The organism is Agrobacterium sp. SUL3 (genome assembly GCF_001263295.1).
GTDB lineage: Bacteria > Pseudomonadota > Alphaproteobacteria > Rhizobiales > Rhizobiaceae > Agrobacterium > Agrobacterium tomkonis.
Genome location: NZ_KQ414501.1, coordinates 155,901 through 177,727, shown reverse-complemented (window position 1 = coordinate 177,727; position 21,827 = coordinate 155,901). Strand labels below are relative to the sequence as shown.

The 21,827-nt window shown below is 59.6% G+C and carries 18 protein-coding genes; 11 read left to right on the top strand and 7 right to left on the bottom strand.

The annotated features are described in order from the left end of the window. The first annotated feature begins 391 nt into the window (after positions 1 to 391). Complete coding sequence (locus AKG12_RS10205; protein ID WP_052818707.1) at positions 392 to 1,570, top strand: M20 aminoacylase family protein; 1,179 nt, start codon at positions 392 to 394, stop codon at positions 1,568 to 1,570. Between the two features lie 76 nt (positions 1,571 to 1,646). Here the strand turns inward: AKG12_RS10205 and AKG12_RS10200 are convergent, their stop codons facing one another. After that, positions 1,647 to 1,790, bottom strand: coding sequence for a hypothetical protein (locus AKG12_RS10200; protein WP_003492573.1), 144 nt, complete (start codon positions 1,788 to 1,790; stop codon positions 1,647 to 1,649). A gap of 228 nt (positions 1,791 to 2,018) precedes the next feature. On the opposite strand from AKG12_RS10200, the gene AKG12_RS10195 reads away from it, so the two are divergent. Further along, entirely contained in the window at positions 2,019 to 3,122 is a 1,104-nt protein-coding gene (locus tag AKG12_RS10195; protein WP_052818706.1) for an NAD(P)/FAD-dependent oxidoreductase, read from the top strand. A gap of 15 nt (positions 3,123 to 3,137) precedes the next feature. On the opposite strand, the gene AKG12_RS10190 is transcribed toward AKG12_RS10195, so the two are convergent. The 4 genes from AKG12_RS10190 to denD all read right to left on the bottom strand — a co-directional run bounded on the left by AKG12_RS10190 (position 3,138) and on the right by denD (position 7,916). After that, on the bottom strand, positions 3,138 to 4,112 hold the full coding sequence (locus tag AKG12_RS10190; RefSeq protein WP_052818705.1) for a threonine ammonia-lyase: 975 nt from the start codon (positions 4,110 to 4,112) through the stop codon (positions 3,138 to 3,140). A gap of 124 nt (positions 4,113 to 4,236) precedes the next feature. Then, a complete protein-coding gene (locus tag AKG12_RS10185) occupies positions 4,237 to 6,021 on the bottom strand; it encodes an IlvD/Edd family dehydratase (protein ID WP_052818704.1) in 1,785 nt (594 codons plus the stop codon). A 9-nt stretch (positions 6,022 to 6,030) separates the two neighbouring features. Next, entirely contained in the window at positions 6,031 to 6,933 is a 903-nt protein-coding gene (locus AKG12_RS10180) for an NAD(P)-dependent oxidoreductase (RefSeq protein ID WP_046799621.1), read from the bottom strand. Further along, positions 6,930 to 7,916 carry a D-erythronate dehydrogenase gene (gene denD, locus AKG12_RS10175; RefSeq protein WP_046799622.1) on the bottom strand — a complete coding sequence of 329 codons (987 nt, stop codon included), beginning with the start codon at positions 7,914 to 7,916 and terminating at the stop codon, positions 6,930 to 6,932. The genes AKG12_RS10180 and denD overlap by 4 nt, the downstream gene beginning before the upstream one ends. A gap of 217 nt (positions 7,917 to 8,133) precedes the next feature. Here denD and AKG12_RS10170 point away from each other — a divergent pair, with 217 nt between their 5' ends. From AKG12_RS10170 to AKG12_RS10145, 6 genes are all read left to right on the top strand, one after another. Next, entirely contained in the window at positions 8,134 to 9,579 is a 1,446-nt protein-coding gene (locus AKG12_RS10170) for an FAD-binding oxidoreductase (RefSeq protein ID WP_052818703.1), read from the top strand. Positions 9,580 to 9,695: 116 nt separating this feature from the next. Continuing rightward, on the top strand, positions 9,696 to 10,412 hold the full coding sequence (locus AKG12_RS10165; protein WP_052818829.1) for a FadR/GntR family transcriptional regulator: 717 nt from the start codon (positions 9,696 to 9,698) through the stop codon (positions 10,410 to 10,412). Between the two features lie 205 nt (positions 10,413 to 10,617). Further along, positions 10,618 to 11,778, top strand: a complete 1,161-nt coding sequence (locus tag AKG12_RS10160) for a fumarylacetoacetate hydrolase family protein (RefSeq protein WP_046799624.1) — start codon at positions 10,618 to 10,620, stop codon at positions 11,776 to 11,778. Positions 11,779 to 11,883: 105 nt separating this feature from the next. Continuing rightward, entirely contained in the window at positions 11,884 to 12,414 is a 531-nt protein-coding gene (locus AKG12_RS10155; protein ID WP_046799625.1) for a TRAP transporter small permease, read from the top strand. A gap of 4 nt (positions 12,415 to 12,418) precedes the next feature. Then, a complete protein-coding gene (locus AKG12_RS10150; RefSeq protein WP_003492595.1) occupies positions 12,419 to 13,696 on the top strand; it encodes a TRAP transporter large permease in 1,278 nt (425 codons plus the stop codon). A 39-nt stretch (positions 13,697 to 13,735) separates the two neighbouring features. Then, a complete protein-coding gene (locus tag AKG12_RS10145) occupies positions 13,736 to 14,743 on the top strand; it encodes a TRAP transporter substrate-binding protein (protein WP_046799626.1) in 1,008 nt (335 codons plus the stop codon). A 96-nt stretch (positions 14,744 to 14,839) separates the two neighbouring features. On the opposite strand, the gene acs is transcribed toward AKG12_RS10145, so the two are convergent. After that, the gene (gene acs, locus AKG12_RS10140) at positions 14,840 to 16,795 is read right to left on the bottom strand and encodes an acetate--CoA ligase (protein ID WP_046799627.1); all 1,956 of its coding nucleotides are present in this window, start codon (positions 16,793 to 16,795) and stop codon (positions 14,840 to 14,842) included. 235 nt (positions 16,796 to 17,030) lie between these two features. Here acs and AKG12_RS10135 point away from each other — a divergent pair, with 235 nt between their 5' ends. Further along, entirely contained in the window at positions 17,031 to 17,738 is a 708-nt protein-coding gene (locus AKG12_RS10135; RefSeq protein ID WP_052818702.1) for a DUF1013 domain-containing protein, read from the top strand. Between the two features lie 60 nt (positions 17,739 to 17,798). On the opposite strand, the gene AKG12_RS10130 is transcribed toward AKG12_RS10135, so the two are convergent. Further along, entirely contained in the window at positions 17,799 to 18,458 is a 660-nt protein-coding gene (locus tag AKG12_RS10130; protein WP_046799629.1) for a YggS family pyridoxal phosphate-dependent enzyme, read from the bottom strand. Between the two features lie 192 nt (positions 18,459 to 18,650). Here AKG12_RS10130 and leuS point away from each other — a divergent pair, with 192 nt between their 5' ends. Together leuS and AKG12_RS10120 are read left to right on the top strand one after the other, a co-directional pair. Beyond that, on the top strand, positions 18,651 to 21,281 hold the full coding sequence (gene leuS / locus AKG12_RS10125; protein ID WP_052818701.1) for a leucine--tRNA ligase: 2,631 nt from the start codon (positions 18,651 to 18,653) through the stop codon (positions 21,279 to 21,281). Beyond that, positions 21,274 to 21,819, top strand: coding sequence for an LPS assembly lipoprotein LptE (locus tag AKG12_RS10120; protein ID WP_052818700.1), 546 nt, complete (start codon positions 21,274 to 21,276; stop codon positions 21,817 to 21,819). Before leuS ends, AKG12_RS10120 begins: the two co-directional genes overlap by 8 nt. The last annotated feature ends 8 nt before the right edge of the window (positions 21,820 to 21,827 follow it).

Below are 21,827 nucleotides of genomic sequence, written 5' to 3'. Positions count from 1 at the left end.
GTGGCACAATTTTTCCGAAATATTTGCAAGGCGAGTGATCAGTGCGAACAGGCGATTTCCGGCGACAGGAAAATCTCGTCCCGCGGCCCGGCAAAGCCGTTCCGACCGGATTTCGCACACTCCTCAACGGCGAAAATTGTTCGCGCAACGCCCGATAGTCCCCCGTTGACAACCTGAAAGGCAACACGAAACCGAGAAGGCCCGCGCCACATCCGAAAGGAGCTAATGCCCCAGGACGTCAATAGTTCCATGCCACCTGTCGCGGCACGATGCAAGCGCTGAATTTCAGGGCATTTCGGGTGCCGGAACGCCTCTTACGCGCGGAGACATATGCTGCTATGTCCTTGCTAAAAGGCGCCGGAAAAAAGCGGCGTAAACCGGGACTTCGAAAATGACCAGACAGACCGCCAACGTCACCTCCTTTGCCAACCACATGCCGGATGTGGTGGCGATCCGCCATCACCTGCACCGCCATCCCGAAATCGGCCTTTCCGAATTCAAGACGTCGGATTTCATTGCCGGGAAGCTGGTGGAAATGGGCTATGAGGTGACACGGGGGCTTGCCGGCACCGGCATCGTCGCGACGCTTCGCAATGGCGACAGCACCCGCACGCTCGGCATTCGTGCCGATATCGACGCCCTGCCGATCCACGAGGAGACCGGGGCGGCATATGCCAGTGCCAATCAGGGCGTTATGCATGCCTGCGGCCATGACGGCCACACCGCCATGCTGCTGGGTGCGGCAAGGATCATTGCCGAACGCCGGAATTTCGATGGAACGCTGCATCTTATCTTCCAGCCGGCAGAAGAAAATTTCGGCGGCGCCCGCATCATGATCGAGGACGGCCTGTTTGACCGCTTCCCCTGCGACGCGGTTTTTGCCCTGCATAACGATCCCGGCGTGCCTTTCGGGCAATTCGTGCTGCGCGACGGACCGATCCTTGCCGCCGTCGATGAGTGCAAGATCATCGTCAACGGTTATGGCGGCCACGGCGCCGAACCGCAGGATGCCGCCGACCCCATCGTTGCCGGTGCGAGCATCATCATGGCGCTGCAAACGGTCGTGTCCCGCAACATCCATCCGCAACTGTCGGCCGTCGTCACCGTGGGCGCGTTCCATGCCGGTGTTGCCAGCAACGTCATTCCCGAAACGGCGGAGATGCTGCTCACCATCCGCTCCTTCGATGCGGGCGTGCGCGATGAACTGGAAAAGCGCATTCGGGCGATAGCCGAAGGCCAGGCCGCAAGCTATGGCATGAGCGTCACCATCGAGTACGAGCGCGGCTATAACGCAACCATCAACCACAAGGCGGAGACGGACTATGTCGCCGATCTCGCTCGCCGTTTTGCCGGCGCTGAAAAAGTGGCCGAGATGCAGCGCCCCTCGATGGGCGCGGAGGATTTTGCTTATATGCTGGAAAAACGGCCGGGCTGTTATTTCTTCCTTGGCACTGCGCGCACCGACAACGACCCACCGCTGCACCACCCGAAATTCGACTTCAACGACGACATCCTGCCGATCGGAACCGCCTTCTGGGTCAATCTGGCCGAGGATTATCTGAAGGCGTGAATGCGCATGAAAAAGGCCGATCGGAGGAGCGACCGGCCTTTTGTTCTCAAATACCCTGATGGAAAAGACGGGAGGATCAGGGAACGAGACCGAATATGACGGCGGCGACAAACGCCACACAGACGCCGACAAGAGCCGCATGCACCGAATCTCTCCAGTTGCGTGGTGACTGGGGCTGCGAGACAAAGTCTTTTACTTTTCCTGCTTTGGAATAAGACATCGTGCGCTCCCTTCCCTGTCTGGCCCGTCAAGCGGGCGATGGTTAATCTCACCCACAGAATAGCTTCATCCCCTACCGTTCCAGTAGAGATAAAATTCCATAAGAAGCGCCAATTGGGAAAAATAGGGGTCGCCACTTGCCTCCCGACAAGCATCAATCTACCCATCGCGGAATATTGGCGCGGCGCGGCGGCGTTCGTTCAAATGGACTATCTGCGGACAGGGAGACATGATGGATATCGACGCCATCATCATCGGGGCAGGAGTGATCGGGCTGGCGGCAGCCCGTGAACTGTCGATGCGCGGCCTCTCTGTCATCATCCTGGAGAGCGAAAAAGAATTCGGCTCCGCGACCTCTTCCCGCAACAGCGAGGTCATTCACGCCGGGCTTTATTATCCGGCCGGAAGCCTCAAGGCCCGGCTCTGCGTGGAGGGCAAGGCGCGGCTCTATGCCTTCTGCCAGAGCCACGGTGTTTCGCATCGCCGCTGCGGCAAAATTATCGCGGCGGCCGATGACGCTGAAATGACCGTACTGGCCGGGCTCAAGCACAAGGGTGAGGCCAACGGCTGCGACGACCTGGAGCCGATCGATGAACGGCAGGCGCTTTCGCTTGAGCCCGCTCTTGCCTGCAGGGCAGCCCTGCTCTCACCTTCGACCGGCATCATCGACAGCCACGGCTATATGCTGGCCTTGCTCGGTGAGGCGGAAGACCATGGCGCGGCCCTTGCCTTGAACGCACCTTTCGAAAGGGCGCAGGCAATCAGCGGGGGGTTCCGTGTTGATGTCGGCGGCAAGGAGCCGATGAGCCTGACATGCCGCCTGCTCATCAATTCCGCCGGCCTCATCGCGCCGATGGTGGCAAAAAAGATCGAGGGCCTGCCGGCACAAGTCATCCCTCAGGCGCGCTTCGCCAAAGGCAGCTATTTTTCGTTGAAAGGCAAGTCGCCGTTTTCGCGGCTCATCTATCCCGCACCGCACACCCACGGCCTCGGCGTGCACCTCACGCTCGATCTCGCCGGTCAGGCTCGGTTCGGCCCTGACGTGGAATGGGTCGAAACCATCGATTACGCCGTCAATCCCCGCCGCATGGAGGGTTTCAGCGATGCTATACGGCGTTATTGGCCGGGCCTTCCGGACGATGCCTTGATCCCAGCCTATTCCGGCATACGGCCAAAGATTTCCGGACCCGACGAACCCGCCATGGATTTTCGCATCGACGGGCCGGAAACCCACGGACTTGCCGGCCTCGTCAATCTTTTTGGCATAGAAAGCCCCGGCCTGACCGCCTCACTGGCGATTGCCGCAGACATTGCGGCACGGCTCAGGGATTAATCTACGCCTGCCGCCTCAGCCAAAGCGAGCCAGCGCATCCGCCATGATCCCGGGATCGACATTGCCGCCGGACGCAACCGCAATCACCGTTTCACTTTCCAGTTCACCACCATGGAAAAGCGCCGCGGCAAGAGCCACCGCGCCGCCGGGCTCAACAACGACCTTCAGCCGGTTGAAGGCGAGGACCGTGGCCCGCAGCGCTTCCTCATCGGTCACGGCAATGCCTTTTCCGCAAAGCCCGGCCATGATCGGGAAGGTGATGTTGCCGGGTTGCGGCGTAACGATCGCGTCGCAGATCGAACCCGAGGCCGTTGCATTACGCTCTATCTTACCCGCGGCAAGGGAGCGCGCCACGTCGTCGAACCGCTCCGGTTCTGAAGTCCTGACCTTGTAGTTCGGTGCTTTCGCGGCAAGCGCGAGCGATATGCCCGAGGTGAGACCGCCTCCACCGCAGGGCACCAGAACCTCTGCCGCGCCGATCCCCAGCTCCGCGCCCTGTTCAGCGATCTCCAGCCCCACCGTGCCCTGCCCGGCGATGACCAGGGGTTCGTCGTAAGGTCTGATCAGTGTCAGCCCACGGTCGCGCGACAGTCGGTCGCCGATGGCGTCTCGATCCTCGTTCGCCCGGTCATAAAGCACCACCTCCGCACCATAGGCGCGTGTATTGTCGATTTTGATCTTCGGCGCATCGGAGGGCATGATGATGACGGCGGGAACACCATGCAGGCGGGCGGCAAGCGCCACGCCCTGCGCGTGGTTACCCGAAGAAAAAGCGAGCACGCCCTTAGCGCGCACCTCGGCAGGCAGACCGGAGACGGCTGACCAGCCGCCGCGAAACTTGAAGGAACCCGTCCTTTGCAGGCACTCGGCCTTCACAAACAGTTTTCGGCCCGCAATCTCATCCAGAAACGGTGATGACAGCAGCGGTGTCCGCACCGCCTGGTTGCCGATGCGCTGACGCGCCGCCTCGATCATCGAAATATCTGTCATGCCCTGCTCCTGTGATGCGGATTTGCAGGTACATTAGGAGGTCACAATCAATTGTGAAACCGCCCGGAAAAGAAAAATCCCCGGTCGTGGCCGGGGATTTTCATCATGTCTGTTCAGTGCCGAATCAGTGATTGTGCCGGGGCATTTTCTCGGCAATCCTTCGGAAATCCGCAGCCCCATCCAGAACCGCGCCATCCGAAAGCTGTGTCACCGATTGACGGTAGATGCGCTGCCAGGGCGTCGCATCCGCCGGCACCGCCGGGATGCCATCAGCCTTGCGCGCTTCAAGCTCAGCCTCCGGCACCAGCGCGTTGCATGCCCCTTCATTAAAGTCGATACGGATCACGTCGCCGGTGCGAAGCCAGGCGAGCCCGCCACCGGCTGCACTTTCCGGCGAGGCATTGAGGATCGACGGGCTGTCCGCCGTTCCCGATTGCCGGCCGTCGCCGATTGTCGGCAGGCTGGTGATGCCTTTTTTTAACAGCGCATCCGGCGGCTGCATGTTGACGACCTCAGCCGAACCCGGCCAGCCGAGCGGCCCTGCACCGCGAATGACGAGAATGGTGCGTTCGTCAATACCGAGGGATGGATCGTTGATGCGGGCGTGATAGTCCTCAGAACCATCGAACACCACGCATTTTCCCTCGAAAATCCCCTCGCGGCCCGGTTCGCTCAAATAGCGCTGCCGGAATTCCGCCGAGATCACGCTTGTCTTCATGATGGCGAAATCGAAGAGATTGCCCTTGAGAACGAGGAAACCGGCCCGTTCCTTCAGCGGCTTATCGTAAGGCAGGATCACGTCGCGGTCGGTCGATTCCCGACCTTCCAGATTTTCCGCCATGGTTTTGCCGGTTACGGTCGGACAGCTTCCGTCGAGCTTGCCCGCCTTGAGAAGCTCCCACATGATGGCGGGCGTGCCGCCGGCACGGTGATATTTCTCACCCAGCCATTTACCGGCCGGCTGGACATTGGCGATAAGCGGAATGTCGTAGCCGTGGACCTGCCAGTCCTCCTCGCGCAGCTCAAAACCCGCATGTTTCGCCATTGCCGCCAGATGCGGCTGGGCATTGGTGGAACCGCCAATTGCCGAATTGACGCGGATCGCGTTCAGGAACGCTTCACGCGTCATGATGTCGGAAGGCTTGATATTCTCCACAACCAGTTCAACCGCGCGGCGGCCGGTGCGATAGGCCATCTGGCCGCGCTCACGATAAGCGGCCGGGATCGCGCCACAGCCGGTGAGCGACATGCCGAGCGCTTCCGCCATGGCATTCATGGTGGACGCCGTGCCCATGGTGTTGCAATGGCCCACGGAAGGAGCGGATTCGAGCGCCGCCTGCAAAAACTCCTCACGGGTGATTTCGCCCGCACCATATTTGCGGCGCATGCGCCAGATGACAGTGCCGGAACCAACCAGATCGCCGTCATGATATCCGTCAAGCATCGGCCCGCCGGAAAGCACAATGGCCGGGATATCGACCGTGCTTGCCGCCATCAGCGCAGAAGGCGTGGTCTTGTCGCAGCCCGTGGTCAGAACGACGCCATCGAGCGGATAACCGTACAGCACTTCCACAAGGCTGAGATAGGCAAGATTGCGGTCAAGCGCCGCCGTCGGGCGCTTGCAGTTTTCGAACATCGGATGGGTCGGAAACTCGATGGGGATGCCACCCGCGTCGCGGATGCCATCGCGCACCCGCTTGACGAGTTCCACATGGACGCGGTTGCAAGGCGTCAGATCACTGCCGCTCTGGGCGATGCCGATGACCGGCTTGCCGGAACGCAACTCTTCCGGCGTCACGCCGTAATTCATGAAGCGCTCCAGATAGAGCGCCGTCATGTCGAGATGGTCAGGGTTGTCGAACCAATCCTGGGACCTCAGGCGGCGCATGGGTGTCTTGTCGTCGCTCATGAGATCGCTTCAGCCCTGTTCGCGGTTGTTGAGTTTTTCGAGGTAAAGCAGGATACCGCTATGGTCGATATCGGCTCCGCCATCACCCACGAAGTCATCGAATTCCCGCGTCACCTGCTGGGTCAGCGGCAACGTCAAAGACATATCCTTCGCCATCGCCAGTACGCCGTTCAGGTCCTTGAGCTGAAACTTGGATGGACCACCCGGCACGAAATTGCGCTTCACCATGCGCTCGCCATGCAGCTCCAGAATCCGGCTTTCGGCAAAACCGCCGCGTATGGCATTGCGAAAACCTTCCCGGGATGCGCCGCCCGCTTCCACTAGCATCATCGCCTCGGCAACCGCGCCGATCGTAATGGCGACGATCTGCTGGTTGGCGAGTTTGCAGAGCTGGCCCGCGCCTGAGGGACCGACATAGGTCAGCCTGCCCATCGGCGCAAAGACATCTGCAAGACCCGAGATCAGCGCCTCGTCGCCACCCGCCATGATGGCGAGTGTGCCGGCAGTTGCGCCCGGCACACCACCGGAGACCGGGGCATCGATGTGATGAATGCCAAGCGCCTCAAGCCGGGAGGAGTGTTCGCGCGCAATCGGCGGCGCAATCGAGCTGCTGTCGATCACGACAGCTCCCTTTTTCAGCGCATCGGCCACGCCGGCCTCGAACAGCACCTCGCCCACAGCCTTGCCGTCGCTCAACATGGTTATGACGATATCGGCACCCTTGGCGGCCTCCGCCGGCGATGCCGCGAGAACCGCACCATCGGCAACAAGAGCCTCGGCCTTATCCGCGCTACGGTTCCAGACCGTGACCGAAAAGCCGGCACCCAACAGACGCCGGGCCATCGGCCCGCCCATCAGGCCCGTGCCGATAAAGGCAAAAGACCGGTTCTTCTCCTCCCCACTGATCCTCATTTCAGTGAACCTCCCAGTTCGTCTTCGATATGAACCTGAATGATTTCTTCGAAGGAGCTCTCAGCCGTAAAGCCCAGTTCGCGAGCGCGCTTGGCTTCGAAACCGGGGGCCCAGCCTTCGCACATGCGCATGATCATCTCGTTCGGCTCGCGACGGATGAGGGCGACGGCCTTTTCGCCAGCCACCTTGCGCAGCGCTTCAATCTGCTCACCAACGGTGGCGCTGAGGCCGGGCATCGACAGGTTGCGGCGCGGACCGACTTTTTCGACGTCGATCGTCGCACCATGAATGAGGAAACCGACGGCGGAACGCGGCGAAGCATGCCAGTGGCGAATGCTTTCCGGCACCGGCAGAACCGCTTCCTGGCCGACCAGCGGCTCGCGCAGGATATTCGAGAAGAAGCCGGAGGCCGCCGCATTCGGCTTGCCCGGACGAATGCAGATAGTCGGCAGACGGATGCCGATACCATCGAAGAAACCGCGACGGCTGTAATCGGACAGCAGCAGCTCGCAGATTGCCTTCTGCGTGCCATAGCTTGTCAGCGGCGTGGTGTGGAATTCATCCGGGATCGGATAGGGAAGCGGCGCGCCAAACACGGCGATCGACGAGGTGAAGACCACGCGCGGCTTGTAACCATCCTTGCCGTTGGCAATGCGGATGGCGTCGAAGAGATAACGGGTGCCGTCGAGATTGATGCGGTAGCCCTTGTCAAAATCGAGTTCAGCTTCGCCGGACACGATGGCGGCGAGATGGAAGATGGCATCCGGACGGGCGTCCACCAGCTTTTCAGCTTCACCCGGAGCGGAGAGATCAGCTGCGCGCGCATCGACAGCACCGGAAAAACCGGCGGGTGCCTCGGGCTGGAACACGTCAATAAGCGTGAATTTCTCGATCGGCTTGCCACCGAGCGATCCATCTTTCACGAGACGCTGCGTCAGCTTGCGGCCAACCATGCCTGCGGCGCCGATGATTGCGATATGCATGTCTTCCTCCTCTGTGTCCCGGTCATTCTCCCGAGACCGAAAAAACATCATCGGCCGATGGACCGATAAATTAGCTTGTAAGGTTGTCTGATAACCTTATATGATCCGATTGAAAATAGTATTTTTTCACAAACTAACAAAAGCAGGGGCGCCGGCAAAAGCAAGGCCACAAACCCTTGCCCTCATATTTTAGGGCGGATTGGATGGAGAGGGTGGAATGACGATCGTGAGTGAACACGATATCGAGGAATTGCGGTTCTCACTGAAGAACAGGCTTGGCGAAGCCCTGCTACTGACATCGCAGGAAGACATGCTGCGCTATTGCCGCGACTGGCACGGGGATGTCACCAGTTCGGCCGTGGCCGTCATCCGCCCCCGCTCAACGCAGGAAGTGTCCGACACGGTGCGCGCCTGCGCCGAACTCGGCCTCGCCATCATCCCCCAGGGCGGCAATACCGGACTGGTGCTCGGCGGCATTCCCGATGCTCCCAAACATCAGGTCGTGCTGAGCCTTGAGCGTATGAACGCCATCCGCACCATAGACAGCGACGATTTTTCCGCTGTCGTTGAAGCCGGCTGCATTCTCTCGGAATTCAAGGATGCCGTTCAGGACAAGGGCATGTTTTTCCCGCTGTCGCTTGGCGCGCAGGGCAGCTGCCGCATCGGCGGCAACGTCTCCACCAATGCCGGCGGCATCAATGTTCTGCGTTACGGTATGACCCGCGAACTGGTGCTGGGGCTGGAAGTGGTCCTGCCGGATGGCACCATCTGGAACGGCCTGTCGACCCTGCGCAAGGACAATCGCGGTATCGATCTGAAGCAGCTTTTCATCGGCGCGGAAGGAACGCTCGGCATCATCACCGCCGTGGCCGTCAAGCTTTACCCCAATCCTGAACATGTCGAGACAGCACTGCTCGGCCTCAATTCGCTTGACGACGCCATCAAGCTTTACCGCCGCGCCCGCCGCGAATGTTGCGACCTGATGTCCGCCTTCGAATTTATGCCGCCCGTCGCCTTCACCCTGGCGATCGAAGCCATACCCGATCTCAAAATGCCGATCGCCGGCGATTATCCGGCCTATGTGCTGATGGAAATTTCCGGCTCCGGTCTGGTGGATACCGCCGATCTAATGGGCCGCTTCCTTGAGGGCGTCATGGAAGACGGTCTGGTGCTGGACGGCGTCATCGCCTCTTCCCGCGCGCAGGCGCAGTCCTTGTGGCTTTTCCGTGAGGGCATGAATGAGGGTCAGGCGCTGCGCGGCAGCCACATGCGCACCGATATTTCTGTGCCACTCTCCAAACTCTCGGCTTTCGTGGCCGAGGCCGAAGCGGAACTTGCGGAAAAGCTGCCAGAATGCCTTGCGGTTTCCTACGGCCATGTCGGCGACGGTAACGTCCATCTCAACGTCTTGCCGCCCAATGGTGCGACTCCGGAAGAGCGTGAGGCGTTCATCTACAAGTCCAAGACACTCGTTAACGAGGTCCTCGACCGTTACGTCGGCAGCATCAGCGCCGAGCACGGCATCGGCCGGCTGAAACGCTCCGATTTCGAAAGCCGGCTATCTGATGTGCAGCGCCGGATGATCACCGGCCTGAAAAACGCCTTCGACCCCGATTTACGGATGAATCCCGGTTGCCAGATAAGCCTGCAACCGGATAGCTAATCGAGGAATGGCAAGGGCGGCCGCACACGCCGCCTTTGAAAACCCCGCTCGTGGCGAAGGAGGAAGTCGCTGCCGTGGGAAAACGAACCAATCGTTTCTATGGAACGGGAGCAACCATGACGCTGGAGTTCAATCAGATACATCGCAACGACCATCTGCCCGGCCGGATCGCCGCAGAGATCGCACGCGAGATCAATGATTCGAAACTCGGGCCGGGAGACAGGCTGCCGACGGAACATGTGCTTGCAAAAACCTTCGGCGTCAGCCGCTCGGTCATCCGCGAGGCCATCGCGCAATTGCGCAACGAAGGCTTCGTTGAAACGCGGCAGGGCGTCGGCGCATTCGTCACCGATCCTCGGCAAAGACTGTCCATCCGCATCGAGCGCTCCCGCCTGAACGACCCGGAAAATTTCCGTGATCTCTTCCAGCTTCGTATGCCGCTGGAAATCGAGGCAGCGGGTCTGGCAGCGCTGCACCGCAGCCCGCAGCAGCTGACGCGGCTCGCTGCAGCGCTGGAAAAGATGAAGACTGCCGACGACTGGTCGACGGAGGGCGTTGCGGCCGATCTCGACTTCCACCGCATTCTGGCGGAAGCGACGCAGAACGAATATTTCCTGATGTTCCTCGGCTTCATTGCCGAACGCATCAGCTCGGCGATCAACATCGCTTTCTCACGCGCGGTTTTCGGAGAAATTCTCGAAGTGACAATCGCCGAACATGTGGCAATCTACGAGGCAGTCGAAAGCGCAGACGCGACTGCGGCCAAGAATGCGATGCGCAGACATCTGATCGGCGCAGCAAGCCGGGTCAACCTCGAACTGGATATATTCTGAGGATAATAAAGGCCTCAACCGCAAAGCTATAGGACAGGTTTTACGGATTTCCGGTAATCCAAGGGCGAAAGACGATAATTTTGTCTTCTGGACCGCTAGACTCGTCAGAAAAGTCATACTAAGAAGAATAAGATTAGGTTGTCAGACATCCAGACAATAAGACCGCAGGAGGCGGATTGTCTGGAGGGCTGAAGGGGAGGACTACATGACCGGCACCAGGTCCATCGACGCTACCGCAATTTTGCCTGAAGATTCCGAGAACGCGCTGCTCGTCGGCCGCGTCTGGTCGAAAAGCGAAGGCGGCCCCTGCCCGGTCCTGCTCAAGGACGGCGTCCTTTACGACCTTACTTCCATCTCACCCACCATGTCCGAACTTCTGGAAAAGACGGATCTCGTGGAGCGGCTTGCCGACACAGGCACTTTCGTCGCACTCGGCGCGCTCGAAGCCTTTCTGGACGGCTCCGCCGGCGAACTTCTTGCTCCCAACGACATTCAGGCCGTCAAGGCCGCCGGTGTCACCTTCGCCGACAGCATGCTGGAACGCGTGATCGAAGAGCAGGCCAAGGGCGACCCGCTTCGTGCGCAGGAAATCCGCGGAAGACTGGCGCCGGTTCTCGGCGACAATCTCAAGGGACTTGAGGCCGGCTCTGAAAAAGCGGCCGAAGTGAAAAAACTGCTTCAGGAAATGGGCCTCTGGTCGCAATATCTGGAAGTGGGTATCGGCCCGGATGCGGAAATATTCTCCAAGGCGCAGGCCATGGCTTCGGTCGGTTGCGGCGCGCTGATCGGCGTTCACCCGAAGTCGCAATGGAACAACCCGGAGCCGGAAGTGGTACTCGCCATCGCCTCCGACGGCCGCATCGTCGGCGCGACGCTTGGCAACGACGTCAACCTGCGCGATTTCGAAGGCCGCTCCGCCCTGCTGCTCAGCAAGGCGAAGGACAACAACGCATCCTGCGCAATCGGCCCCTTCATCCGCCTGTTTGACGGACGCTTCACCATTGACGACGTGAAGAAGTCGCAAATCTCGCTTCTGGTTGAAGGCGAAGACGGTTTCACCATGACGGGTGTAAGCCCCATGGAGGCCATCAGCCGCACGCCGGAAAACCTTGCGTCCCAGCTCCTGAACCGCAATCATCAATATCCTGACGGAGCCGTCTTTTTCCTTGGCACGATGTTCGCGCCGGTAAAGGATCGTCATGGGCCGGGTCTCGGTTTCACCCATTCCAGGGGCGACCGTGTCGAAATCTCCTCGCCCAAGCTCGGCAAGTTGATCAATTGGGTCGCGACAACAGACGAATGCCCGGAATGGACATTCGGCACCGCGGCCCTGATGCGCAATCTGGCGAAACGCGGGCTACTCTGAGCGATCAGCAGAGGGTACGTGCAGTTTTTGCGAAAAACCCATAGGTGGAGCATTGGCGGCAATCCTTAGCCGTAAATGCTTCAGATATTTCTTCGGGAGGGGAAAATGCAAAAGACCATCAATCTCTTTTACCGGATTCTCGAAATCATTCTCGTCCTGCTGCTCGCCGGCATGTCGATCATGGTCTTCGTCAACGTCGTCATGCGTTACACGATGAATTCCGGCATCAACATCTCGGAAGAACTGTCGCGCTATTTCTTCGTGTGGCTGACTTTCATCGGCGCCGTGTTGACCTTTCGCGAAAACAGCCACATGGGCATTGAAACGCTCGTGATGTTCCTGTCGCGCCGCGCCCGCGTCTTTTGCATGATCGCGTCGAACATCATCATCCTGGCCTGTTCCGCCATCTTCTTCTGGGGAACCTGGAAGCAGTCCGCCATCAATGCCAGCATGCATGCCCCTGTCACCAAGCTTTCGATGATCTGGGTCTATGGCATCGGCATGTTCACCGGCGGCCTGATGTTCATCATCGCACTGGAACGCCTGTACCGCTATTTGACCGGTCGCGTCACAGAGGATGAAATCGCCCAGTTCGCGGGCGAGAACCTGACGATCGAACAGCTTTCGGAGCGCTGATACCATGACACTTTTCGTTTTTGTCGGCTCTCTGCTGGGAGCAATGGCGATTGGCGTTCCCGTCGCCTTCTCCCTGATGTTCTGCGGCGTCGTGCTCATGTGGTACATGGGCATGTTCAACACCGCGATCATCGCCCAGAACATGATTTCGGGCGCCGATACCTTCACGCTGCTCGCCATCCCCTTCTTCATTCTGGCTGGCGAACTGATGAATTCCGGGGGTCTCTCCCGCCGCATCATCGACTTCGCGATCGCGCTCGTCGGCCATATCCGTGGCGGCCTCGGCATCGTGGCGATCGTCGCGGCCATCATCATGGCCAGCATCTCCGGTTCGGCCGCAGCCGATACCGCAGCCCTTGCCGCGATCCTCATTCCGATGATGGCGAAGGCCGGTTACAATATCCCGCGCTCCGGCGGCCTCATTGCCGCAGGTGGCATCATCGCCCCGGTCATTCCGCCGTCCATGGCCTTCATTGTCTTCGGTGTCGCCGCCAACGTCTCGATCACCCAGCTTTTCCTCGCCGGCATCGTTCCGGGTATTCTGATGGGCACATCGCTCATCATCGCCTGGCTGATCGTGGTGCGTAAGGACAACGTAAAGCCCCTGCCCAAGACTTCCGGCAAGGAACGTCTGCTCGTGACTGCTCGTGCCGGCTGGGCGCTCGGCATGCCTGTCATCATTCTCGGCGGCATCAAGGCCGGCATCATGACACCGACGGAAGCCGCCGTCGTTGCCGCCGCCTATGCGCTGTTTGTCGGCATGGTGATCTATCGCGAATTGAAGCCGGCGGACCTGTTTCACGTGCTCCTGCGTGCCGCCAAGAGCACCTCGATCATCATGTTCCTCGTCTGCGCAGCACTCGTCTCCGCGTGGCTCATCACGGCTGCGAATATTCCGAACGAAGTGGCAGGCTATATCGAGCCGCTGATCGATCGCCCGATGCTGCTGATGGCCGCCATGATGGTGCTGGTTTTCATCGTCGGCACCGCGCTTGACCTGACGCCGACCATCCTGATCCTGACGCCTGTTCTGATGCCTATCGTCAAGCAGGCAGGCATCGATCCGGTCTATTTCGGTGTACTCTTCATCATCAACAACGCCATCGGCCTGATTACCCCTCCGGTTGGCGTCGTTCTGAACGTCGTCAGCGGTGTCGGGCGCATCCCGCTCGGCAAGGTCACGGTCGGCGTCTGGCCGTTCCTCGTTGCCGAAACCATCGTCTTGGCGCTGCTGGTGATTTTCCCGGATATCGTCCTGGTACCTCTGCAGTACCTTCGTTAACCGATACTTTTTCTCGACCACAATCCAAGGGAGGATATTATGAGAAAGCTTCTTCTGACCACAACCGCCATCGCTTTTGCCGTTGGCGCCGCAGCACCGGCAATGGCTGAATTCAACAGCCGTAACATCCGCGTGTCGAACGGCATCAACCAGGATCACCCGGTTGGCAATGGCATCAAGGCCATGCAGGCCTGCCTCGACGACAAGTCGGGCGGCAAGCTGAAGCTGACGGCATTCTGGGGCGGCGCTCTCGGCGGCGACCTTCAGGCAACACAGGCCCTGCGCTCCGGCGTTCAGGAAGCCGTCGTGACGTCCTCGTCGCCGCTCGTCGGCCTCATCCCGTCGCTCGGCGTCTTCGACCTGCCGTTCCTGTTTGCGAACGACAAGGAAGCTGACGCGGTCATGGACGGCGCTTTCGGCGACATGATGAACAAGAAGCTGGAAGAACAGGGCCTCGTAAACCTGGCCTATTGGGAAAACGGCTTCCGCAACCTGTCGAACTCCAAGCATGCCGTGAACAAGTGGGAAGATTTCTCGGGCCTCAAGGTCCGCGTGATGCAGAACAACATCTTCCTCGACACCTTCCAGAACCTCGGCGCCAATGCGACGCCGATGGCTTTCGGCGAAGTTTTCTCGGCGCTTGAAACCAACGCCATCGACGCGCAGGAAAACCCCTATGTGACGATCGACACCTCCAAGTTCTACGAGGTGCAGAAGTACATCACCGAGACGAACCACGCCTACACGCCGTTCCTCTTCCTCTTCTCCAAGCCGATCTTCGACAGCTATACGCCCGAAGAACAGACGGCCCTGCGTGAATGCGCAGTCGTCGGCCGCGACGAAGAGCGCAAGGTCATCCGCGAACTGAACCAGAAGTCGCTGGAAAAGATCAAGGCTGCCGGTCTCGAGGTCAACTCGCTGTCTCCGGAAGAGCAGGCGCGTATCCGCGAGAAGTCGATGGTCGTTTACGAAAAGCACAAGGCTGAAATCGGCGCAGACGTTGTTGACGCCGTTCTGGCGGACCTGAAGAAAATCCGCGGCCAGTAAGCCTGACTGTATTGAATAAAAAACACCCGGAAGCTCGCTTCCGGGTGTTTTCGTTTGCAGAACGAAAAAGGCTGCCGAAGCAGCCTTTCCAGAAAATCAGGATGCAGTGCGGTTCTGGCGGTTGGCGATAAGGTCTTCCACCACCGCGGGATCGGCAAGCGTCGACGTATCCCCCAGCGCACCAAAATCATCCTCGGCGATCTTGCGCAGAATACGCCGCATGATCTTGCCCGAGCGGGTCTTGGGCAGGCCCGGCGCGAACTGGATCTTGTCCGGCGTTGCGACCGGCCCGATCTCGTTGCGCACATGCTTCACCAGCTCCTCGCGCAGCGCATAATCGCCATTCTGCCCCGCCATCAACGTGACATAACAATAAATGCCCTGTCCCTTGATGGGGTGCGGATAACCAACCACGGCCGCTTCCGAAACGAGATGATGCGATACCAGCGCCGATTCCACTTCAGCCGTGCCGAGGCGGTGGCCTGAAACGTTCAGCACGTCATCGACGCGACCGGTGATCCAGTAATAGCCATCCTCGTCACGCCGGCAGCCATCGCCGGTGAAATACTTGCCCTTATAGGTCGAGAAGTACGTATCGATAAAGCGTTGATGATCGCCATATACCGACCGCGACTGGCCCGGCCAGCTGTCGGTGATGCAAAGATTGCCGTCGGCCGGCCCTTCCAGCACATTGCCTTCAGCATCGACAAGTTGCGGCTGCACGCCGAAGAATGGCCGTGTCGCCGAACCCGGTTTCAGATCGGTCGCTCCAGGCAGGGGCGATATCAGAATGCCACCCGTTTCCGTCTGCCACCAGGTATCGACGATCGGGCTCTTGTCCTCGCCGACCACATGGTAATACCACTCCCATGCTTCCGGATTGATCGGCTCGCCGACCGTTCCAAGCAGCCGCAGGCTTTCGCGCGACGAGCGCGTGACGAACTGGTCGCCCGCCCCCATCAGTGACCGGAGCGCCGTCGGTGCGGTATAGAAGATATTGACCTTGTGCTTGTCGATGACTTCCCAGAAACGACCCTGATCCGGGAAGTTGGGAACGCCTTCGAACATCAGCGTCGTCGCGCAGTTCGCAAGCGGCCCGTAGACGATATAGGAATGGCCGGTAACCCAGCCGACATCGGCCGTACACCAGAAAACCTCGCCATCCTTGTAGTCGAAGACATATTCATGCGTCATCGACGTATAGACGAGGTAGCCGCCCGTCGTGTGCAACACGCCCTTTGGCTTGCCGGTGGAGCCGGACGTATAGAGGATGAACAGCGGATCTTCCGCCCGCATCTTCGCTGGCGGGCAATCCGGTTTCACCGTGGCGATTTCCTGATGGTACCAGATATCGCGGCCTGGCGCCCAGCCGGTCTTGCCACCAGTGCGGCGCACGACAAGAACCTTGTTGACGATGACATATTGCTTGGCGGCAATATCGATCGCCTTGTCGGTGTTTTCCTTGAGCGGTATCGGCTTGCCGCCACGCACGCCTTCATCGCAAGTGATGACGAAGGTTGATTCGCAGTCGACGATACGGCCGGCCAGCGCTTCCGGCGAGAAGCCGCCAAAGACGACGGAATGCACGGCACCGATGCGGGCGCAGGCGAGCATGGCATAGGCTGCCTCGGGGATCATCGGCATGTAGATGGTGACGCGGTCACCTTTCTTGACGCCGTGCTTCTTCAGCACATTCGCCAGACGGCAGACGTAATCATAGAGCTGGTTATAGGTGATCTTCTTGTCGATATAGGGATTGTCGCCTTCCCAGATGATCGCCGTGCGCTCGCCATGCGTCTTCAGATGCCTGTCGATACAGTTGTAGGAGACGTTCGTCAGGCCATCCTCGAACCACTTGATCGGTACACGTCCCTTGAAGGAGGTGTTCTTGACCTTGGTATAGGGCTTGAACCAGTCGATCCGCCGGCCGTGCTTGTCCCAGAATTTTTCCGGATCCTCGACGCTCTCCTGATACCATTTCTGGTACCGCTCATTGTCGATGAGCGTGCGGGCTTTCGCGGATTTGAGCACCGGGTAGATTTTGGCAGACATAAACTCCTCCTGAAACCAAGTATGTCCTGTTATGAGCGCGCCTTGAGACTCCCACCTCAGGCATGTGTTGAATTCATAGCAGTTCAAATGCACACGGCAATTAGACAAAGGTCATTTGTTTCGCAAAGAATTGCAATTCTGATGCAATGCCGCTATAGAGCCGTCATATCCCGGAAATTCAGTGGTTGATACCACGCCCGCGACACCGGCGCGGACGGACAGAAGGACTGTATCTATGGCTCAACAATTGCTCATGCCAAAGGCAACTGCTGTATGGCTGGTTGACAACACCGCGCTGTCGTTCGACCAGATAGCCACGTTCTGCAAATTGCATCCGCTGGAAGTCAAGGCGATTGCCGATGGTGAAGCCGCACAGGGCATCAAGGGTCTCGATCCAATCGCGACGGGACAGCTTTCCCGCGACGAGATCGCCCGCGCCGAAGGCAACCCCAACCACAAGCTCAAGCTTTCCGAGCCGAAGGTGCGCGTGCCGGAATCCAAGCGTCGTGGCCCGCGCTACACGCCGGTTTCCAAGCGCCAGGACCGTCCGAACGCCATTCTCTGGCTGGTTCGCAACCATCCGGAACTAAAGGATGCGCAGATTTCGCGTCTCGTCGGCACTACCAAATCCACCATCGAGCAGATTCGCGACCGCACCCATTGGAACTCGGCCAACCTGACGCCGATGGACCCGGTAACGCTTGGCCTCTGCAGCCAGATCGATCTTGACCTTGAAGTCGAACGCGCTTCGCGCGGCCGCCCGCTGCCAACAGCCGAAGAGCTTGGCAACACGTTGCAGCCGGCAACGGCGACGGAAGGTCTGGATTACAACTTCCAGCGCGAGGAAGAAGAGCAGATCGACGCCGACGCCGTGTTCAAGAAGCTCTCCTCGCTGAAGTCTGCACCGAAGGACGAAGACGAGGACGAGGACGATCAATATTGATCGAAGTCCTTTCGAGATTTGAAACCCGGCCGCAGTGCCGGGTTTTTTGTTTTCGAGATTTTACCGGCTGCCGAAGATCGCCGAGCCGACCCGGACGCTGGTGGCACCGAACTCGACAGCGGTTTCGAAATCGCCGGACATGCCCATGGAAAGCTTCTCAAGGCCGCATTGTCTGGCAAGCTTGGCCAGAAGCGCAAAATGCGGCCCCGGATTTTCCTCCGCCGGCGGAATGCACATCAACCCCTCGACCGGCAGTTTCAAGTCGTCACGGCAAAAAGCCACGAAGGCAACGGTTTCACGCGGATCGATGCCGGCCTTCTGCGACTCAAGGCCGGTGTTGACCTGCACATAAAACCGCAGGCTACGGCCCTGTTTGGCGCATTCTTCGGAAAGCGCGCGGGCGATCTTCTCCCGGTCGATACTCTGCACGACATCAAACAGCGCCACCGCATCCGCCGCCTTGTTGGATTGCAGCGGTCCGATCAGATGCAGCTCGATATCGGATGTCTTCTCCTTGAGGGCAGGCCACTTGCCCTGTGCTTCCTGCACGCGGTTTTCGCCAAACACGCGCTGGCCGGCATCGATGACGGGCTGGATCGCTTCCGCGTCGAATGTCTTCGAGACAGCAACCAAGGCAACATCCGTCGCCTTGCGGCCGGATTTTTCCGCAACATCCGCAATGCGCTGCCTGACATCCTCAAGACGTGCTTCGATTTCCATCACAAGACCTTTTTTTAACCGTTCGAACCGCTAACTAGACGCCGATTGCCTTGATGCCAAGCGCCTTTAGCACCATTTGAGGCACGCTGGCCAAGATTGAACGCCCGAATGCCCCGCCAAACTTGACGCCCCGGTCGTTTCATGGTGAAGGTCAGCGCAAATTTTTCCCCTCGATACCCGGAATTTTAGACAATGGCCATCGAACGTTACAATCCTCGCGACGCCGAGCCGCGCTGGCAGCAAAAATGGAACGAAGACAAGGTTTTCGTCACCGACAACAGCGATCCGCGCGAGAAATATTACGTTCTGGAGATGTTTCCCTATCCCTCGGGGCGCATCCATATGGGCCATGTCCGCAACTACGCGATGGGTGATGTGGTTGCGCGTTACAAGCGCGCGCGCGGCTTCAACGTCCTGCACCCGATGGGCTGGGACGCCTTCGGCATGCCTGCCGAAAACGCCGCCATGCAGAACAAGGTTCACCCGAAGGACTGGACCTACCAGAACATCGCCACCATGCGCGGCCAGCTGAAATCCATGGGTCTGTCGCTGGACTGGACCCGCGAATTCGCGACCTGCGACGTGGAATATTACCATCGCCAGCAGGCGCTTTTCGTCGATTTCATGGAAAAGGGTCTGGTCTACCGCAAGCAGTCCAAGGTCAACTGGGATCCGGTCGACCATACCGTTCTCGCCAATGAACAGGTGATCGACGGCCGCGGCTGGCGCTCCGGCGCGCTGGTGGAACAGCGCGAACTGACGCAATGGTTCTTCCGTATCACCGATTTCAGCCAGGATTTGCTGGACGAGCTGGACGAACTGGATCAATGGCCGGAAAAAGTGCGCCTGATGCAGAAGAACTGGATCGGCCGTTCCGAAGGCCTGTCGCTGCGCTGGCAGACCGTCGCTGAGACGGCCCCGGAAGGTTTTTCAGACATCACAGTCTATACGACGCGCCCGGATACCCTGTTCGGCGCCTCCTTCCTGGCGATCGCCGCCGACCATCCGCTGGCAAGGGAGCTGTCGGCGAACAACCCAGATATTGCCGCGTTCTGCGACGAATGCCGCCGCCATGGAACCTCTCTGGCCGCGCTGGAAACCGCCGAAAAGAAGGGTATCGATACCGGCGTCAAGGTCGTGCACCCGCTGGACCCGACATGGGAACTGCCGGTCTATGTCGCCAATTTCGTGTTGATGGACTATGGCACCGGCGCGATTTTCGGTTGCCCGTCCGGCGACCAGCGCGATCTGGATTTCGCCCGCAAATACGGCCTGCCGGTCGTGGCCGTCGTTGCACCCGAAGGCCCGGATGCGGCAAACTTCACCATTGACGAGACGGCCTTCGCCGACGACGGCGTGATGATCAATTCCGGCTTCCTGAACGGCATGAATACGACTGATGCCTTCGAGGCGGTCGTGCAGAAGCTGTCCGCTGAGATGCTGGGCAATGCGCCGCAGGCCGAGCGCAAGGTCAATTTCCGCCTGCGCGACTGGGGCATTTCCCGCCAGCGTTACTGGGGCTGCCCGATCCCGGTCATTCACTGCGAAGTCTGCGGTGTGGTGCCGGTTCCGAAAAAGGACCTGCCGGTCAAGCTGCCCGACGATGTGACTTTCGACGTGCCCGGCAACCCGCTGGATCGCCACCCCACATGGCGTCATGTTTCCTGCCCGCAATGCGGCCATGACGCACGGCGCGAAACCGACACGATGGACACCTTCGTCGATTCCAGCTGGTATTACACCCGCTTTACAGCGCCGTGGGAAGACCAGCCGACCGACCCGAAAGTTGCCAATCACTGGCTGCCGGTCGATCAATATATTGGCGGCATCGAGCATGCCATCCTGCACCTGCTCTATTCGCGCTTCTTCACCCGCGCCATGCGCGAGACTGGCCATGTCGGCGTCAAGGAGCCCTTCAAGGGCCTGTTCACGCAGGGCATGGTGGTTCACGAGACCTATAGCCACGGCGAAGGCATGAGCCGCGAATGGATATCGCCCGCCGACCTGCGCATCGAAGAGGCAGACGGCGCACGCCGGGCATTCCTCTTGTCTTCCGGCGCGGAAGTGAAGATCGGCTCCATCGAGAAGATGTCGAAGTCCAAGAAGAACGTGGTCGACCCTGACGATATCATCGCATCCTATGGGGCTGATACCGCACGCTTCTTCGTTCTGTCGGACTCTCCGCCCGATCGCGACGTCATCTGGTCCGAAGCCGGGGTGGAGGGTGCAAACCGCTTCGTCCAGCGCGTCTGGCGCATCATCGGCGAAGTCGCCGAGGAGCTGAAAAACGTCAAGCCGAAGCCGGCGACGGAAGGTGAAGGGTTGGTAGCCTCCAAGGCCGCCCACAAGACCCTGAAGGCCGTTCAGGAAGATCTGGACAAGCTCGCCTTCAACAAGGCGATCGCCCGCATCTATGAGCTGGTCAACGCGCTTGCCGGGCCACTTGCGGACGTCGCAGCAGGCGGTAAGCCGGATGACGCGAAAGCGGCTGCACGCGACGCCGTCGAAATCCTTATCCGCATCATTGCCCCCATGACGCCGCATCTGGCGGAAGAATGCTGGTCGGCGCTGGGCAATGAGGGTCTTGTGGCCCAGACGCCATGGCCCGTCTTCGTCGCCTCGCTGGTTGAGGAAAACGACGTGGTCATGCCGGTGCAGGTCAACGGCAAGAAGCGCGGTGAATTGACAATCGCGCGCGATGCGGATCAAGATGCGGTCCGTGCGGCTGCCCTTGCTCTGGATGCCGTCAAATCTATTCTTGCCGGTGGCGAGCCCAAGAAAGTCATCGTGGTTCCGCAGAGGATTGTGAACATTGTTGTCTGACGTTTTTTCGAGATGGAGCCGCGTCGCGGCAGCAATTTCCGTCGTGATGATGGCCGGTCTTCTGGCGGGATGCCAGGTGCGCCCGCTCTATGGCGAAGCCTCCGGAACAAAGGAGAGGCTGGCGGCTGTCAGTGTCTCCGAAGTCGGTGGCAGGGTTGGGCAGGAAGTTCGCAACCAGCTGATCTTCCTGATGGCCGGCGGCGCGGGTGAACCGGCCACGGCGCAGTATAATGTCAAGATTTCCGTAAGCTCGAGCGCCACCTCCACGGAAGTCGAGAATTACGACCTGACGACCCGCACCAACAACAACTATGACGGCCCTTATCCCGGCCGCGTGGTGATGAGCGGTCAATATGTCCTGACGCGTATTTCCGACGGCCAGATCCTGCGCTCCGCACGCCGCAGCGTGACGGCGCAGGTGGACCTGCCGCAGCAGGAATTCGCCAAGATCAGGGCGACCCGCGACGCCGAGAACCGTGCGGCCCGGGAACTGGCTGAAATCATCCGCACCGATATCGCCGCCACGCTCGGCCGCTGAGAGCGGCG

What these genes read in the sequence shown, in the direction of transcription:
- AKG12_RS10205 (WP_052818707.1), top strand. Translation starts at nt 392, where the DNA reads ATGACCAGACAGACCGCCAACGTCACCTCCTTTGCCAACCACATGCCG.
- AKG12_RS10200 (WP_003492573.1), bottom strand. Translation starts at nt 1,790, where the DNA reads ATGTCTTATTCCAAAGCAGGAAAAGTAAAAGACTTTGTCTCGCAGCCC.
- AKG12_RS10195 (WP_052818706.1), top strand. Translation starts at nt 2,019, where the DNA reads ATGATGGATATCGACGCCATCATCATCGGGGCAGGAGTGATCGGGCTG.
- AKG12_RS10190 (WP_052818705.1), bottom strand. Translation starts at nt 4,112, where the DNA reads ATGACAGATATTTCGATGATCGAGGCGGCGCGTCAGCGCATCGGCAAC.
- AKG12_RS10185 (WP_052818704.1), bottom strand. Translation starts at nt 6,021, where the DNA reads ATGAGCGACGACAAGACACCCATGCGCCGCCTGAGGTCCCAGGATTGG.
- AKG12_RS10180 (WP_046799621.1), bottom strand. Translation starts at nt 6,933, where the DNA reads ATGAGGATCAGTGGGGAGGAGAAGAACCGGTCTTTTGCCTTTATCGGC.
- denD (WP_046799622.1), bottom strand. Translation starts at nt 7,916, where the DNA reads ATGCATATCGCAATCATCGGCGCCGCAGGCATGGTTGGCCGCAAGCTG.
- AKG12_RS10170 (WP_052818703.1), top strand. Translation starts at nt 8,134, where the DNA reads ATGACGATCGTGAGTGAACACGATATCGAGGAATTGCGGTTCTCACTG.
- AKG12_RS10165 (WP_052818829.1), top strand. Translation starts at nt 9,696, where the DNA reads ATGACGCTGGAGTTCAATCAGATACATCGCAACGACCATCTGCCCGGC.
- AKG12_RS10160 (WP_046799624.1), top strand. Translation starts at nt 10,618, where the DNA reads ATGACCGGCACCAGGTCCATCGACGCTACCGCAATTTTGCCTGAAGAT.
- AKG12_RS10155 (WP_046799625.1), top strand. Translation starts at nt 11,884, where the DNA reads ATGCAAAAGACCATCAATCTCTTTTACCGGATTCTCGAAATCATTCTC.
- AKG12_RS10150 (WP_003492595.1), top strand. Translation starts at nt 12,419, where the DNA reads ATGACACTTTTCGTTTTTGTCGGCTCTCTGCTGGGAGCAATGGCGATT.
- AKG12_RS10145 (WP_046799626.1), top strand. Translation starts at nt 13,736, where the DNA reads ATGAGAAAGCTTCTTCTGACCACAACCGCCATCGCTTTTGCCGTTGGC.
- acs (WP_046799627.1), bottom strand. Translation starts at nt 16,795, where the DNA reads ATGTCTGCCAAAATCTACCCGGTGCTCAAATCCGCGAAAGCCCGCACG.
- AKG12_RS10135 (WP_052818702.1), top strand. Translation starts at nt 17,031, where the DNA reads ATGGCTCAACAATTGCTCATGCCAAAGGCAACTGCTGTATGGCTGGTT.
- AKG12_RS10130 (WP_046799629.1), bottom strand. Translation starts at nt 18,458, where the DNA reads ATGGAAATCGAAGCACGTCTTGAGGATGTCAGGCAGCGCATTGCGGAT.
- leuS (WP_052818701.1), top strand. Translation starts at nt 18,651, where the DNA reads ATGGCCATCGAACGTTACAATCCTCGCGACGCCGAGCCGCGCTGGCAG.